General features: G+C 34.8%; 15 protein-coding genes, 1 tRNA gene and 1 pseudogene. 7 read left to right on the forward strand and 10 right to left on the reverse strand.

Going from position 1 to position 16931, the window contains the following annotated elements; genetic code table 11:
* The first annotated feature begins 1203 nt into the window (after positions 1-1203).
* On the forward strand, positions 1204-1362 hold the full coding sequence (locus Bho11B_RS06835) for a hypothetical protein (RefSeq protein WP_153300834.1): 159 nt from the start codon (positions 1204-1206) through the stop codon (positions 1360-1362).
* Between the two features lie 427 nt (positions 1363-1789).
* A tRNA-Gly gene (locus Bho11B_RS00940) sits at positions 1790-1864 on the forward strand.
* Positions 1865-1915: 51 nt separating this feature from the next.
* On the opposite strand, the gene thiD is transcribed toward Bho11B_RS00940, so the two are convergent.
* Positions 1916-2776, reverse strand: coding sequence for a bifunctional hydroxymethylpyrimidine kinase/phosphomethylpyrimidine kinase (gene thiD, locus Bho11B_RS00945; RefSeq protein ID WP_078674049.1), 861 nt, complete (start codon positions 2774-2776; stop codon positions 1916-1918).
* A gap of 115 nt (positions 2777-2891) precedes the next feature.
* Between thiD and Bho11B_RS00950 the strand changes: the two genes are divergently transcribed.
* From Bho11B_RS00950 to Bho11B_RS00960, 3 genes are all read left to right on the forward strand, one after another.
* Entirely contained in the window at positions 2892-3707 is an 816-nt protein-coding gene (locus tag Bho11B_RS00950) for a 1-acyl-sn-glycerol-3-phosphate acyltransferase (RefSeq protein ID WP_078674050.1), read from the forward strand.
* A gap of 97 nt (positions 3708-3804) precedes the next feature.
* On the forward strand, positions 3805-4911 hold the full coding sequence (locus Bho11B_RS00955; protein ID WP_035006448.1) for a D-alanyl-D-alanine carboxypeptidase family protein: 1107 nt from the start codon (positions 3805-3807) through the stop codon (positions 4909-4911).
* 8 nt (positions 4912-4919) lie between these two features.
* On the forward strand, positions 4920-5981 hold the full coding sequence (locus Bho11B_RS00960) for a GTP-binding protein (protein ID WP_078674051.1): 1062 nt from the start codon (positions 4920-4922) through the stop codon (positions 5979-5981).
* A 96-nt stretch (positions 5982-6077) separates the two neighbouring features.
* On the opposite strand, the gene Bho11B_RS00965 is transcribed toward Bho11B_RS00960, so the two are convergent.
* The 3 genes from Bho11B_RS00965 to Bho11B_RS00975 form a co-directional block, all read right to left on the reverse strand.
* Complete coding sequence (locus Bho11B_RS00965) at positions 6078-6827, reverse strand: murein L,D-transpeptidase family protein (protein WP_078674052.1); 750 nt, start codon at positions 6825-6827, stop codon at positions 6078-6080.
* Between the two features lie 28 nt (positions 6828-6855).
* A complete protein-coding gene (locus Bho11B_RS00970; protein ID WP_035006447.1) occupies positions 6856-7812 on the reverse strand; it encodes an acetyl-CoA carboxylase carboxyltransferase subunit alpha in 957 nt (318 codons plus the stop codon).
* A gap of 92 nt (positions 7813-7904) precedes the next feature.
* Positions 7905-8828, reverse strand: a complete 924-nt coding sequence (locus Bho11B_RS00975; protein ID WP_078674053.1) for a site-specific tyrosine recombinase XerD — start codon at positions 8826-8828, stop codon at positions 7905-7907.
* 805 nt (positions 8829-9633) lie between these two features.
* Between Bho11B_RS00975 and Bho11B_RS00980 the strand changes: the two are divergent.
* Together Bho11B_RS00980 and Bho11B_RS00985 are read left to right on the forward strand one after the other, a co-directional pair.
* A pseudogene (locus tag Bho11B_RS00980) lies at positions 9634-9887 on the forward strand (3-dehydroquinate synthase); the annotation flags it as partial.
* Between the two features lie 550 nt (positions 9888-10437).
* A complete protein-coding gene (locus Bho11B_RS00985) occupies positions 10438-10803 on the forward strand; it encodes an MliC family protein (RefSeq protein ID WP_035006445.1) in 366 nt (121 codons plus the stop codon).
* A gap of 37 nt (positions 10804-10840) precedes the next feature.
* Here the strand turns inward: Bho11B_RS00985 and mnhG are convergent, their stop codons facing one another.
* From mnhG to Bho11B_RS01015, 6 genes are read right to left on the reverse strand one after another with little or no spacing between them, the layout of a single operon-like run.
* Positions 10841-11209, reverse strand: coding sequence for a monovalent cation/H(+) antiporter subunit G (mnhG, locus tag Bho11B_RS00990; RefSeq protein WP_078674054.1), 369 nt, complete (start codon positions 11207-11209; stop codon positions 10841-10843).
* Positions 11206-11487: a K+/H+ antiporter subunit F gene (locus tag Bho11B_RS00995; protein ID WP_078674055.1), complete on the reverse strand. Its 282-nt coding sequence runs from the start codon at positions 11485-11487 to the stop codon at positions 11206-11208. Before Bho11B_RS00995 ends, mnhG begins: the two co-directional genes overlap by 4 nt.
* Positions 11484-11969: a Na+/H+ antiporter subunit E gene (locus Bho11B_RS01000; RefSeq protein ID WP_078674056.1), complete on the reverse strand. Its 486-nt coding sequence runs from the start codon at positions 11967-11969 to the stop codon at positions 11484-11486. Before Bho11B_RS01000 ends, Bho11B_RS00995 begins: the two co-directional genes overlap by 4 nt.
* Positions 11969-13588 (reverse strand): monovalent cation/H+ antiporter subunit D, encoded by a 1620-nt coding sequence (locus Bho11B_RS01005; RefSeq protein ID WP_078674127.1) that lies wholly within the window; start codon positions 13586-13588, stop codon positions 11969-11971. Before Bho11B_RS01005 ends, Bho11B_RS01000 begins: the two co-directional genes overlap by 1 nt.
* Positions 13588-13929 (reverse strand): Na+/H+ antiporter subunit C, encoded by a 342-nt coding sequence (locus Bho11B_RS01010; protein ID WP_035006440.1) that lies wholly within the window; start codon positions 13927-13929, stop codon positions 13588-13590. The genes Bho11B_RS01005 and Bho11B_RS01010 overlap by 1 nt, the downstream gene beginning before the upstream one ends.
* A complete protein-coding gene (locus tag Bho11B_RS01015; protein ID WP_035006439.1) occupies positions 13929-16850 on the reverse strand; it encodes a monovalent cation/H+ antiporter subunit A in 2922 nt (973 codons plus the stop codon). Before Bho11B_RS01015 ends, Bho11B_RS01010 begins: the two co-directional genes overlap by 1 nt.
* Positions 16851-16931 lie beyond the last annotated feature (81 nt).

Raw genomic sequence — 16931 nt, forward strand, 5'->3', positions numbered from 1 at the left:
AATCCATTAAAAATACATCATCAAAAACTTTATCACAAATCTTCTGAAATAGTCCAATTTCACTACCTCTATCTTACATTTTTTACACTCTTTCTTCACTAACTGTCCAAAATGACCTTACGCTAAGCAAAAGCAAAATCTGATTTCTATAATCAAAAATCTAATGTACGGAATTCACCACTCTAATAACAATTTCCTCTTAATATTTATTTAGTTAGTTAAAAATATCACAAAATCAGCTATTTCTGAACGAATACTCAAGAAATCACATAAAATAATAAAACCTTATCTAAAAAGGAGAAATCTACAATTTTCTTGATAGTGCCTCTTAAAGGCATTGTGTAGTGATTCTGAAGATATATTAGATTCCATTCAATACTTTTATAGCGCAAAATGACTGTTTCTAGTGATTTACAATCCTTTATCAGAGAACAACGCTCATTTGATTTTTTACTTTTATCAAATTTCCATGCCAAAAGGCAAAATCAATATCTTATTTAAAGGGAAAGGATTTTATAATTATTGATTTTATTATGTTTTTTATCCTACTTTTCACCTTTTAGATACTTTTCTACCGTTTTGATAGCAAGCCTTTTGCAATCAGTGCTTTTTATATAAAGAGCAATTATATTACCACCTATCCAGCAAAAAAATACTTTGAAGTGTAATAAAAACTGTCTTATCTAAGTTTGCAGCTCTTGCTACCACTAATTTTTTCAAACCACGAGCTGATTTTTTAATACTGGCTTCATTACAAAACTTTTTAAATAAATTACCAAAACTCTCTTTAATGAATTTTCCCCCTTTGCCACAAATAAATATTGCATCTCAAATAGAGCTAATTTTAAAAGTCTTTGCTCGTTTAGTTCAAATAGACAAAAAGGTACCTATTTGATGAATATTTTTACGGCAGAAAATGAGCTTTTGTCGATTTTAATCACTGAAACAGGAACAAGAAATAAAAACAAATATCACCCCATTAGGAAACAATCATGCTCAAACGTCGTGATAAAAAAATCACAGATTTAAAAAAGCGTTTAATGAATACGATTGTTATTGGGAAAATCAGTCATGCTGACCATAAAAATGCGTACTATCACAATCTAAAGTAGAAATTTAACCAACGACTGGATTGTTGATTGCCAAACACAGACAGATAGAGCACATATCTATGGAAGAGGTGGTATAGGAGAGCAAGTTATTATGAATTCTGTTCATACAGATGCTAATCAAACCGACGACTTACGAAATGTAGAAAAGAAGGAAAAGTATTTCTTGTATCAGTTGGTTTCCAATGTATTTGGATCAGAAAGATTTCAATATGGTCAGTATCAATTGAGCAAAACAAATCTTAAAATATAATAAATATGATAAACACTTCTATGATTTGATAACATATTTAATAAATCAAGTCATAAAGATTAAAGAGTTTATAAAAATGAAAAAAGAACTATTCATTCATGAGACGATGTAGAAGCACATTTAAGATCTTATTTCACATCTTAAAAAATAAATTGAAATCAACAAATTATGCAAAAGAAAAAGCACTGATATCCAAAATAATAATGACAACATCAGACTATCTCACCATTCTCAATACGATCATATTACTGTTGCGTATAAAATAATTGTAGAGCTTAATGAGCTTAAGCATTTTCAAAATCAATTTTTACTCTTATTTTTAAAAAACAAAAAAATAAATCTACTGAAACGTTATTTTTTTGTTGCAATTCGGAAAAGCCTACGCCATACAGAGACTGTTTAGGTAAAAAGTGGTTCAAATTTTTAAGCGGGTGTAGCTCAGGGGTAGAGCACAACCTTGCCAAGGTTGGGGTCGTGGGTTCGAATCCCATCGCCCGCTCCATTAGTGAATGTAAACTTATTTTTAAACTATAAACTTTTTGAAGAGTCTTTCTTATCTATGATCCCAAAGTTCACAAAAATGATGAAGTGGACCACGTCCTTTTCCTACGTTTAAAGTACTTGAAGCAAATAAAGCGCTATTTAAATAATTTTTAGCTCTTTTGATTGCATCAAATAAAGGTTCCTTAGGTAAGAGTGCTGCAATCGCAGCCGAAAGAGTACAACCTGTGCCGTGATTATTGGTTGTACCGAAACGGAAAGCCTCCAGCATTACAACACCCTTGGAATCACAATAAATATCAGGACTAGAAAGATCGTAATAATTTGTAGTCTTGCAAGCAAGAACATCTAAATGCCCTCCTTTCAATAAAACAGCACCACACCCCAATGCCAAAAGTTGTGGACTTTGCTGATACATAGCATCTAATGACCATTGCACTTCATGATTCAACAATATTGCTGCCTCAGGTAAATTTGGTGTAATCAACGTTGACATGGGAATAAGAACACTACGAATAACTTCAATCGCATCAGGCTTCAACAGAACATCTCCACTCTTTGCCACCATAACCGGATCAAAAACAATGAAACGAGCTTTATAATGAGCCAAACGTTCTGCAATAATCTGTGCAATCTGAGCATTCGCCACCATTCCAATTTTGACGGCGTCTACATGAATATCTTCAAAAACCGAATCAATTTGATCAGCAACAAAAGAAGCATCCAATGCCTGAAAAGCACGCACACCCTGTGTATTCTGTGCAACAACAGCTGTAACTACGCTCATACCATAAGCTTTCATTGCCGAAAAAACCTTTAAATCGGCTTGCATTCCAGCACCACCAGAAGGATCAGTACCCGCAATGGATAAAATCCGTGGAATAAACTTACTTTTATTACTCTGTAATGTCATATGGTTCTTTCCTTATAATTTTAAATATTTTAAAAGGAGTATTTGAAAAAGTTTTAATTAAAGATGTTTTCTCATATAAATTGCATTATAAATAGAATTTTTTGATGGACATGAAATGGGAAATGTAGTGCTTATCTTTCGCTCTCTTCTTTTTACATTTGTTTTTTACATAACAACTTTTGTACAGATGATTTTTTACGCGCCTTTCTATTTTTTAATGCCGCGTAAACAAGCATGGATTGTGCCTAAAATGTGGGCACGTATTACATTGTTTTTACAAAAACATATTGCTGGAACAGACTATGAAATTGAAGGTATAGAAAATCTTCCCAGTGGGTCTTACATCATTGCTCCAAAACATCAATCCGCATGGGAAACTTTTAGCCTTTTTCCCTATTTTGATGATCCCGCCCTTATTATCAAACGTGAATTAATGTGGATCCCTCTTTTCGGTTGGTACATGGCAAAAACACAAGTTATTCCGATTAACCGGACAAGTCCTATTAAAGCCCTCAAAATCATTTTACACAATGCAAAACAAAAAGCGAAGCAGGGGCGCGAAATTCTCATTTTTCCTGAAGGAACGCGTAAACAACCTGGTCAAGATCCAGATTATAAACCAGGAATTACTGCTCTTTACAATGAGCTTAAACTTCAAGTTGTTCCTATTGCCCACAATGCTGGCTTATATTGGCCACGTAATAATTTTCGTCGCTATCCAGGAACAATCCGTGTTCGTATTCTTCCTCCTATCAAAGCTGGTTTAAATAAACGTGATTTTCTAGATCAACTCATTCAAAAAACAGAAAAAGCTTGCGATGAATTACTCCTATTAGCTGCTCAAGACCCTAATCCTCCTCCTATGCCACCCTCTGCTGTTCAAAGACTTCAAATGCTTGGCCATCATTGGAAAGGACCTGTACGTAATTAAAGATTCATCCTCTTTATGAATAAACAAAAATCTTTACAATAAAACTCCAACAATGCCAAACCACTTATAATGTCAAAATAATGGGGGAATTTATTTTATGCATCAACTCTTCTACACACTTTTTTTCTTTTTTATTCTGAGTATAATGAGCTCTCTAAGTTTAGCCCATCCTTTCATCTCTGTTGATGCCACAACTGGACGCATATTAAAGCATAATCAAGCTTTTGAACGTTGGTATCCTGCTTCTTTAACAAAACTAATGATGACTTATATTATTTTCCGAGCCATGAGCACAGGAAAAATTTCACCCCACAAGCATATCACCATCAGCAAAAATGCAGCGCAAGCGCCTGCTATTAATTCAGGTTATAAAGCTGGTTCTGTTCTTACACTTGATACGGCCTTAAAAATTACTTTGGTTAAATCCACAAATGATTTAGCTATTGCTATAAGTGAAGCTATTTCGGGTTCACAAGAAGCTTTTGTAAAACAAATGAATGCAGAAGCTCGACGTCTAGGTATGTTTGGAACCAATTTTACAAATACAAGTGGATTACCAAATCCAAATAATTACTCCACAGCACGGGATATGGCTCTTTTAGCGGTTCAAATCCGCCGAGAATTTCCGCAATATACTCATTATTTCTCTATTCCAGCCATTGATTTTGGCAATGGAAAAAAAATTCAATCTAATTCAAATAATCTTATTGGTCGTTTTGATGGCATAGATGGCATGAAAACGGGATTTATTTGTGCTTCCGGTTTCAATCTTGTCGCTTCAGCAACCAGAAATAAGCGAACAATTATCGTTGTTATTTTAGGATCGGAGAGCATCAATAAAAGAGAAGAAAAAGCAGCACAATTGCTCAATGCAGGATTTTCGGACAAAGGATCTCCTCAATCAACATTAGCAACATTAGAACCTTATGGTACGAAAATATCACAAATAACCGATATGAGACAACAAATATGTACACCTGAAGCTATAAAAATGCGTCTAAATTCTTATGATGAAGAAGGAAATATTATTCTCACCTCGCCTTTCATTACCGCTTTACCTTCCTCCATTCTTCCTTTGCAAGTAAAGCTCATCAGCGCACCGAAGATATTGAAAATCAATGGAAAAATAGTACGAGAAATTCCCATCCCATATAAACGACCTCCCTATTCACCTCCTATGATAAAAGCAGTCAACCACATTTAATATTTCAAATGCAAACAACACGTATTCCTGTCACTCTCATCACCGGTTTTTTAGGTTCTGGTAAAACAACTTTGCTTAATTATTTGCTTCGAGATCCTCTCTTAGCTAACAGTGCTGTTATCGTTAACGAATTCGGTGAAATAAACATTGACCATCTTTTTGTTGAAAAAGCAACAGAAGGAATTATTGAATTAACAAACGGCTGTTTATGCTGTAATTTGCGCAGTGATTTAGTCGATACATTAGTTGATTTAATTGATCATACTCAAAAAAAATATCTCAAAAAATTCAATCGCATTATAATTGAAACAACAGGTTTAGCTGATCCTGCTTCTATTTTACAAGTTCTTTTAAACCATCCTATTTTAACTCAAGCATTAGAGATTGATGCTGTTATTACAACATTTGATGTATTAAACTCTCCTCCTATTCTTGAATCTCATCCTGAAATACAAAAACAACTCGCTTTTGCTGACAAAATTATCCTTACAAAAACTGATCTTATTGATCATATAATTCCCCTAGATTTTCTCACCAACAAACTCAAAGCTCTTAATCCCACGGCACAAATCATCATTTCCCATTCTGATCAATGCAACTCACATGAATTAATAAATAAAATAATTCGGAATAAAAAAGAAGGTAACATAGAGCTAAAAAAATGGCTTCCCACTGTTCCACATGATCATTCTCATTATCAAAATTTTCGCGCTTTTTCATTAGATTGTAATGAACCGATTCACTTTGCTACGTTAAAAGTTTTTCTCAACCTCTTAAAAGATCTTTATGGTGAAAAATTACTCCGTATAAAAGCCATTATCGCATTGCACGATAATCCACATAGTCCACTTATTCTTCATGGTGTACAAACATTTTTTCATCCACCAATAAGGCTTCCAAAGTGGCCAAAAGGCATTACAAAAACTCGCTTTGTCATCATTACTCATAGTGTTGAAAAAAAGGCAATACAAAAACTCTTTGATGCTTGTTTAAATAAACCAGCACTAGATACTCCAGACAAAACTGCTATTTTAGATAATCCTTTACTCATTCCAGGAGTAAAATTTTAATCTCCTTTGCACAGTAACAAATCAACTGCTTACATACAATTCACGTTATATTATTCTTATAACTGAAAAATTGTATATTCTTAATATAGCTCATCCTTAGAAAGCCATAGCAACTGAATCTTCATCAATAAAATGTTCAAAAACATAACGTTTATCATAAACAGTAATTTTGGGAGGTTTACGATTTGTTTCAAAAAAATCATAGCCTTCTTTGAGCATCATCCAAAATTCATAATGAGGGCTTGTATAATGACGTTGCATATTAGCATCAGTCATACGAAAAGGAAAAGCATGTAACTGAAACTCTTTTTGCCCGCCTTTAAAAGCATCCCGTGCAAAGGCATAGATTTGTGCCATATTCCTGTCATTCATTGAATAGCAGCCTACAGAAGAACAAGCTCCATGAACCATAAGATAGCTCCCTGTACGGCCATGAATCTGATCATAAAGATTAGGAAAACCTATATTAAAAGAAAGATAATATTTCGAATAAGGGTTCATTTGGTTTTCCTGAACGGTATAAAAACCTTCTGGAGCTTGAAAATCGCCTTCTCGATATTTAGGCCCAAGCTGACCTGACCATTTGCAAATGTCATAACTTACAACAAGAACAAATACTCCTGAACGATTTTGTTTCCAAATTTCAGCAATATTATCTTCCTTAAAAAATCGCATCATAATTGGTGCATACTGATCAATATCGTTCATAGCCATTTTATTGAGGATTTCTCGAGGCAATGATTGTTCAATTTTAGCTTTGAAAGAAGTAGGTAACCTCTCCTGACATGCCATTAACATTCCAGTTAGAATAAAAAGCACTGCTGAAAACAATCTCTTTAATTTCATTTAAAAAAGGTCCTTGACAGTAAATATATTAATTCAAAGAACGACCAATCTGAAGATATTTTTCCCAACGCTCTTGTTTAATAATTTCACCATCTTTACCAGCCATAGACTTTAAAGCGTCTGAAATAATATTACCTGTTGCTTCAATTACAATTTCTTTTCCTCTATGTGCTCCTCCCAAAGGCTCAGGAATAATACCATCAATAATCTGTAACTTATAAAGATCTTGAGCAGTAATGCGCATATTCGTCGCAGCATCCTTTGCACGAGTTGAATCGCGCCATAAAATAGAAGCTGCACCTTCTGGTGAAATAACCGAATAAATCGAGTGCTCCAACATATAAACTTTATTAGCTGCCGCAATTGCTATCGCTCCCCCAGAACCTCCTTCTCCAATAATAACGGAAACAACAGGGACCTTTAAGCGTAAAGTTGCAGCTGTTGATTGTGCAATTGCCTCTGCCTGCCCACGTTCTTCAGCACTCACACCAGGATAAGCGCCCGCCGTATCAACAAAAGTCAGTAATGGTAATTGAAAACGATCAGCCAATTCCATAATACGAACAGCTTTGCGATATCCTTCTGGACGTGCAGAACCAAAATTATGGTGCAAGCGGGTTTGGGTATCATGCCCTTTTTCTTGACCTATATAAGCAATTGCTTCACCTCTAAAGCGTGCAAAACCAGCTTGAATAGCTGCATCTTCAGCGAATTTACGATCACCTGCCAAAGGTGTAACATCAGTCAACAATTGCGCTGAATAATCCATAAAATGAGGTCTATCAGGATGACGAGCTACTTGTGTTTTTTGCCATGGTGATAATTTTTTATAGAGATCTCTCAAAGCTGTTTGAGAACGCGTTTCAAGACGTGCAATCTCATCACTCATATTAAGGCTATCCTTTTCCTGAGCGATTTTTTTTAATTCAAGAATTTGCAGATCAAGATCAGCAACTGGTTTTTCAAAATCAAGATAATTATACATTGCATCCAACTTGTTTTGTATAATTTATACACTTATAATTTATTTTATAAAGTATTTTTCAAAAGATCATCTTTTCTTTACCTGACCTTACACTAATCAACAAGCGGATGATGCTCATTAACCAAACGATGCAACCTAGCTTCCAATACATGTGTATAAATTTGAGTTGTAGAAATATCACGGTGACCTAACAAATGTTGAACCGCACGCAAATCAGCACCATTTTGCAACAGGTGGCTTGCAAAAGCATGGCGCAATACATGAGGAGAAAAGTTTTCACTTTGTATTCCTGCTCTTTTAGCGAGATCTTTTAATCCGCGAGCAACAAATTGGCGTGCAATATATCCAGTAGATGAACGAGCAGGAAAAAGGTAAATGCTTGTTGCATCTTTTCTCTGATCACGCACACTCAACCACTGCAACAGAATTTGACGTGCTTTCTCTGATAAAAGTACCACTCGCTCTTTTTCACCCTTCCCGCGAACCAAAATAAATTGCTCTTTTCCTTGCACAGCTTGAACTGGAAGACTAACTAACTCACTGATACGTAATCCCGTCGCATAAAGCATTTCAAGCAACACCTGAAAACGCAAAGCACGGTAATAATTCTGGGTTCCAGACTCTGCTTGCTCTGTTTCCAATTGCGCAAAATCTAATAATTTTGTTATCGCATCTTCACTGATAATTTTCGGCAAAGGACGTCCTTGACGTGGTGAATCAATATCACTAGAAGGGTCATCTTCTCTTAATCCTTCAGCATAAAGAAATTGAAAAAATTGACGTAAAGTTGATAACCGACGCGCTTGTGAAGTTGCTGCGCAACCAGCTTTCTGCATGAGAGATAAAAGATTGATTAAATCTTCTCTTTGCGCCGAAAAAAACGAAATAGAGTGCGAAGATAATTTATTTTGTGCCCATTGTAAATCATGTTGATAAGCTAAAAGTGTACAAACAGAAGCCCCTCGCTCCGCACTCATCATTTCAAGAAAACGATCTATGACAGCATCATTTTTCATGTATTTTCTTTCGAAGATTCCTTTAATAAATCTAAAGGCACATCAACATTTATATCCACGGTCACTGGTTCAACATAAACCACAAGTGCAACCATAATGCTAAAAAAAATAATAATTAAAATGAAAAATATTATTAAAAATCGAGTTAATGTTGGCATGAAAATAAACTATTCCAAAAAAATCTTAATTTTCTATCGTATCTGATAAAGATTAACAGGTCTTGACTTTAAGATAGATAAATATCGAAATAAAATCATGAATAATAATTATTTTAAAATATCCCCACAACATAAATAAAAAATCAACTGTTACTGTATCTTAATTGTTAAACACTCATACTGGCCGGTCTCATGAGTGCAGAAAAATCAATGATTAAAAAACATGTCGTTATTATGTATAATTTACTTTATTTATGATACTGATCAAGAAATCGAAAAAGCAGCACAAACAACAATTTCTGAATTCTTTTAAACTTATGAAAAATAAAGTTTCACACTTTTGAACAAAATATCATTTAAATATCCTTAAAAAATCTCCCTCATTTTAGCAACAAGCAAAGCAGCTTATATACTGAAAAACCATACCTCAAATTAAATATAGCACAAAATAGATCTTAATATTCTCATTGAACGTGTTTTAAAGTATCCTGGCTATTGCTTTAAAAAAGACTTAAAAATCACCAAAACTCATAGAATAATGCTACTCTAGCTATGCAAAAGCAAACTTAACGATTAGTAATCATAGCAAACATTAAGAAGCATAAAATATTACACGATCCACACAATGCTAATTGCACAACAAAATATATGAAACTGAAGCACACACATTCCTTAATCTTGGCCACACATTTGGACACATGCTTGAAAGAACAATTACCTACAATTCAAACTGCTTAATCCATGGTGAAAGTGTAGCGATTGAAATAATTTAGCTCACCAATTTTCTACTCAACTGAATTTAATAAGTCCCACACTAACACAACCTATTCAAATACATTTTAAAGCTGTTGGTTTACCTACAAAATTACAGGATATTCCAAAACTTGAAATGTTAATGACTTTAACAGTATAAGATTAAGAAAATAGTCTCACTCTCGCCCTAACATGTAAGCTCAGTTAATCATTCATTGCAAAACATCTTGATCGCATTGAATATCATTTTAAATTTTCTAAAATAAATTAATGAAAACGGGCTCATAAATATTTATAATGATTGATTAAACTCAACGTTTTCGCTATAAAATTAAATATGATTGGGTCTGCGTAGCTCAGTAGGATAGAGCACAGGATTCCTAAGAAATTGGGCACTTTCAGAAGAAATTCTAAAAGTGAATCTGCTCAAACTCGGGGAAAACTTCACAGGAATTTGTATGTCAATCCCGAGCCAAGTCTCTTTTTAAATTAAAGAGAAAGGTGTAGAGACTGAACGGGCAGCACCTAAAAAGCATAAGTTTTAAGGTGAAGAGACAGTCCAGACCACAAACAGTTTTGCTGATAAAGCTGGCGGTGAAAATCGAAGTGGTATGAATCCTGGGGTCGTAGGTTCGAATCCTACCGTAGACACCACTATATAAGTTACGATTGTTACTTTGAATCATTAAGGAAACGTTATGAAAAAACTCTACTTAAGTTTATTATCCTTCAATCCGATTACTGCCTTCGCTGGATCTTTGGTAATCAATGTACCAGATGTCCCGGAGCCTATGATAAAACAGGTTGTTTATCAATGTGATACTGGAACAAATAAAGAAAAAGTCGAAGCAACTTATCTCAATGCTGATAATATTTCGTTAATCGATTTTAAATGGAAAGGTGAACGCATTGTCGGTGCAAATGTCATCGCTGCGTCAGGATCAAAATACGCAGGAGCCCAGTATATTTGGTGGGAATCTAAAAACGAAGTTACACTTTTTGACCTTATTAATGATCCAGAAGAAAAGAAACCTATTTTTTGTAAAATAGAAGATAAGCAATAATAAGTTTTTATCCATTAGGTTTACATTCGTTTAAATTTCACGATTTCTTCTTTTTATGATTATGAAATAAAAGAGAAAATGGTTCTTTTAAAAAATCCTTTGATTGATCTCGATGAACTGCTGTTTGTGACAACAACATAGAGGTTATTGGTGTTGTCATAAACAAAAAAATCATCAACAATATCTCATGAATAACAAATACATGATCCACATGTATTGAATAAAAAAAGGAAGCAATAATAATACTGCTTCCTCCCCAACTTGTACTCAATGAAGATGTATGCAAACGTTCATAAAAATTAGAAAAACGTACAAGCCCTATTGTTCCAATGAGAGTAAGACTAGATCCCAGTATTAAAAAAAAGCTAATTATAAGAGCACTCCAAAGTGAAATATCATCTTTCATTCAATAATTTCTCCACGCATTAAAAATTTTGCCAAAGCAATACTCGATATAGGACCTAAAAGACTAATAATGAGAACAGCTTCAAAATAAATAGTTGTTCCTGAACGAATATCAAACGTCAGAAATAAAAGGATAGCAGTCATATAAAGAGCATCCAAACCAACAATGCGATCTTGTGCTCTTGGACCACGAACCAGTCGAAACAATGCTAGAATCATCGCCAAACTTAAAAAAAACTGTGAAAGATAAAGTCCCCAATAAAGAATAACCATACTCATGAAAAAATCTCCAAAAGCAATTGTTCATATCGCTGCTTGATCAACTGTTCATAATCATTTCCATCTATTAAATTTAAAACATGAATTAAAAGTTGATTATTTTTGCTATTATAAGCAACCCAAACAGTACCTGGAGTAACTGCCAAGATACATGCTAAAATAGCTAAGGCAACTTGACTTTCAAGCGCTAGAAAAATAACAACAAAACCAGATTTTTGTTTTTTACGCCTTTTTGTTAAAATAAACCAAGCTACTGAAATATTTGAAGAGATAGAATCTATAAATACCCGGAATAATAATAGAAAAACCGCTTTCCAACTCTTAATGGTGGCTGTTTTCATCTCAATAAGCTGCATCATTAAACTACTGAACAAAGCAATAACAATGCCTAAAAGAAATTGGCCTAAATTAAAACCGTTTAAAATCACCCACATTAAAACAATCGCACAACTAAAAAAAGGATATGCAAAGAAGTGATTCATCAATTTTTCTCCATCTTTTTTAGAGAAAAATCAGTTAAAATACTACTGATATAATTTTTAGGAGAGTGTAAAACTTTAGCAGTTTCATACATATAATGACTAACAGGTCCAGCCATCATTGTTGCAACAAAACACAAAACTAAAAGAGCAGCAATAGGTGTAAATTCGATTACTTGCGCACGTGGAATTTTACCTTCAAGAGAAAACCAAAAAATTCGAATACCGGCTCTTGTCATTGAAATTAAAGTTGCAAAACCGGAAATAATAATAAAAATTACAAAAAGCCAATCCTGTAAAACTGGCATATATGCGGCAGAATTCCCTTCTTTGGGATTTAAAATTGCCATAATTATCATAAATTTTGCAATAAAACCAGATAAAGGAGGTAATCCAATAATTAAAATAGCACAAATAGCAAAACAAGCACCAAGAATTGTCAAAGTTACCGGTAAATAAGTACCTACTTCATCTTCTTCTTCCTCTTCTTCATCATTATACACTTCCGTTGTAACATCTAAAACATCAGTGGTGACGTCCTGATCACGCTCAACTAATTCTACCAAAAGAAAAAAAGCTCCCAAGGCTAAAGTTGAAGAAACAATATAAAAAAGCGCACCCGCTGTTAACAGTATATTTCCAGTCCCAATTGCTGTTAACACTGTTCCAGAAGATACAAGAACACTATAAGCCGCTAAACGACCCAAAACTTGACTAGCCAACACTCCAATAAAACCAAAAGTTAAAGTCGCAAGCCCACCATAAAATAAAATCGTAGAACCAAAATGGGTAAAATATCCACTTTCAGGACCAAACCATAACAATGTTAAACGTAAAATAACATAAATACCCACCTTGCTCAAAATCGCAAAAGAAGCACTCACGGGAGCCGCTGCTGCACAATAAGTTGGTACCAACCAAAAATTAAGTGGCCACAGACCAACTTTAAGCAATAAAGCAACACTTAAAAGGGCTACACCTATTTCAAATAAAACAATATCCGCAGAAGCGATATATCTTATTTTAACCGCCAAATCAGCCATATTAAGCGTACCCACTATTCCATAAATTAGAGCCGTACCAGTTAAAAACAAAAATGAAGCAAAAAGATTAATCACTATATAATGCATACCAGCACGAACGCGTGATTGACCTGATCCATGTAAAGCAAGCCCATAAGAAGCAGTTAACATAACTTCAAAAAATACAAATAAATTGAATAAGTCACCTGTCAAAAAAGCACCATTAATGCCTACTATCAAAAATTGCATCAATGACTGAAAATGGGGACCTACCTTATACCAATAAGCTTGTGAGAAAATAAACGTAGCAGCAGTCAATACACTTGAAAGTAAAAGCATCAAAGCACTTAAGCGATCAAGAACCAAAATGATAGCGAAAGGAGAGGGCCAATTACCAAGTTGATAAACATCTGAAGCCGGCGCTATTTCAAGAGTACGTAGACACAATAAAATAGAAATAACAATCAATAAACCCGCAGAAGAGAGACTAATAAGTGACTTAAGCTGTGAATTACGTTCATCATAGAAAAGAAGAAGTGCTCCAGTACTTAATGGCAAAAGAATAGGCAAAATAAGTAGATGCTGTAACCAAATTTCCATCACTTTGCCTCATGTCCATCAACATGATCCGAACCTGTTAAGCCACGTGACACCAAGAGAATAACCAGAAATAAAGCTGTCGTTGCAAAACCAATTACAATCGCTGTCAAAACCAAAGATTGCGGAAGAGGGTCAGCATAGTTTTCTGGATTGATCGCACGAGATGGATCAACAATAGGGGCTGCATTGCTACGAGGCCTGCTCATTGAAAAAATAAAAAGATTTATGCCATAAGAAATTAACGACAAACCAAGAATAACCTGAAAAGTTCGTGGACGTAAAAGCAACCAAATACCGGATCCAACGAGAACACCAATACCTAAAGAAAGAACAACTTCCACTAACTTTCTCCTTTTTTCAAATTAGGTTTTTTACTAATTCGATAAACGCGAATGGATTGATGTGCAATTGCAATTAAAATAAGGATAGTTGCGCCCATCACGAGAGAAAACACCCCTAAATCAAATAAAAAAGCAGATGCAATAGGAATTTTTCCAACCCAAGGAAGATTCATATATTGAAAAAAAGATGTTAAAAAAGGATATTTAAAAAACCAAGAACCTACCCCCCCTGTTGCTACCGATAATAACAAACCGAAACCCATCCAACGCAAAGGCAAAACCCTTAAATGACTTTCCACCCAACGAATATTAGTAGCAAGATATTGTAAAATAAATCCTATTGCCAAAGTAATACCTCCAGCAAATCCACCTCCTGGAAGATTATGGCCACGTATAAATAGATAAATTGCAAAAGTAATAATAAGAGGAAAAAGCCAATGCATAATAACAGAAGGAATAAATAAATAATCTAATAAAGTATCCCTCTCTTGATAATTAATCCGTTCTTTATCAAAAACCGTCTGCATATGATGTTGAAAAGGAGCTATGCTTTCAGGTGCAGGACGAAAACGCCGTAAAAGAGCAAAAACAGTCAGTGCAACAACACCTAAAACCACTATTTCTCCCATTGTATCAAAACCACGGAAATCAACTAACAAAACATTCACAACATTGCGCCCACCAGTATCAAAATAAGCCCGTGTAAGAAAAAAGTCAGAAATTGTCATTCTTTGTGGACGCGTCATTACCGCAAATGATAGCCACGCTACACCTGCACCACTGACAAATGCTATGATAAAATCACGAACACGACGTAAATACACTAAAGATCCAACAGATACAGAGGAAGAAGAATGCAAACGCTTAGGTAACCAACGTAAACCAAGAAGTAACAATACTGTCGTCACCACTTCAACAACCAATTGTGTTACCGCTAAATCAGGAGCAGAAAGCCACAAAAAGGTCGCACAAGTCATTAAACCAGCGCCTCCCAACAGCATTAATGATACAAAACGATGAAACTTGGCCTGCCAAGCAACTAAAAATGCACAAAATCCGCCAATCAACCAAATAACAATAAAAGAAAAATCAAGAGGAAAAAGTGGCAATGGACCTGCTGAAATTAACCCATCACACCACAGTAAAAGACCAACAAATGCAAAACACACGAAAAGGACCCAACATAACTGAAATTGTAAACGACGTGTTGATAAAAAAGATTCTGCTACACATGGCCATTTCCAAAAAATAATCATAAAAATACGCTCAAAAATACGTAATCTTTTTAAAGAACGAAAAAGAGGCACTCCCTCATTACATGATAAAAAATAATGATGCCCTAAAATATAAAGCAATGCACCCCCTGATAAAGCAACAAAACTCATAATTAAGGGAGTATTAAAACCATGCCAAACAGCTAAATTATAAGAAAATGTTGTCGGTCCTAAAACAGCTACTATGGCATTATCTAAAATAGATCCGATTGTTAAATTAGGAAAAATACCCACTGCCAAACAGATAAAAACCAATAATTCTATTGGAAAACGCATAAAACGTGGTGGCTCATGTGGTTTTTTGAGTAAATGAACAGGTTCAGGTCCGAAAAAAACACTGTAAATAAAGCGTATAGAATAGGTTACGCTGAACAAACTGGCTAATGTTGCTATATAAGGTGTAATCCGATTCAACCAAGATTCCATATGGATTTCAACTGTTTCAGCAAAAAACATTTCTTTTGATAAAAAACCATTAAGCAAAGGCACACCAGCCATTGCAGCACTCGCAACTAAGGCAAGAGTTCCTGTAATAGGCATATAACGAAAAAGGCCTGTCAATTTACGCATATCACGCGTACCTGTCTCATGATCAATGATACCAGCTGCCATAAATAATGACGCTTTAAAAGTAGCATGATTAGCCATATGAAAGATCGCGGCAACACAGGCAAGGGAACTGTCAAGACTCAAAAGCGTAGTAATCAAACCAAGATGGCTAAGCGTCGAGTAAGCAAGCAGACCTTTCAAATCTTGCTGAAACATTGAAAAATAAGCACCAAGAAGTAATGTTATTAATCCTGAAATACCAATAAGCCAAAACCAAACGTCTGTTCCAGATAAAACAGGCCACAGTCGAACAAGCAAAAATAAACCTGCTTTTACCATTGTTGCCGAATGTAAATAAGACGATGCAGGTGTTGGAGCAGCCATTGCGTTGGGTAACCAAAAATGAAATGGAAACTGTGCACTTTTTGTTAATGCTCCTAATAAAATACAAATAAGAATCGGAATATAAAGAGAACTGGACCGAATGAGATTTCCAGATTCTAGGACCTTATCCAGATCAAAACTACCAACAATATGGCCAATCAATAAAACTCCGATCAGCAGTGCAAAACCGCCTAAACCAGTAACTGTTAAAGCTATACGCGCACCATCACGCGCACTGGTATTATGGTGCCAATAACCAATCAATAAAAAAGAAAAAATACTAGTAAGTTCCCAAAAAATCACCAAAAATACGAGATTTCCTGATAAAATTATTCCCGTCATTGACCCCATAAAGGCTAGAAAAAAGGAAAAAAATCGTGGAACTGGATCTGCTGGATTCATATAATAACGTGCATAAACAACAACAAGAAACCCTATCCCTGTAATTAAAAGGCAAAAAAGCCATGATAAACCATCTATGCGGAGGGTTAGATTAACCCCCCATTCTGGAAGCCAAGAAAGATCTAAACGTACGACACCGTTTCTACAAACCGCTGGATACAGCATAATTGTCAAAAGAAGGCTAAAAAGTGCAATAGCTCCAGCAAACCAAGCTTCATTATTTCTAGCAGTTGAACGAAAAAAACCAATGATAAAACTACCACTAAAAGGAAGCAAAACAAGCAATATTAACATTGCTTCCCGTGTTGTCATTAGCTGAACTCCATTTTATTTTTAATATTCTATCATTGGCAAAATAAAAAATGTAAAATCATTCTTCCTTTCACACTTATA

The organism is Bartonella sp. 11B, assembly GCF_002022625.1.
Classification (GTDB): domain Bacteria; phylum Pseudomonadota; class Alphaproteobacteria; order Rhizobiales; family Rhizobiaceae; genus Bartonella; species Bartonella rochalimae.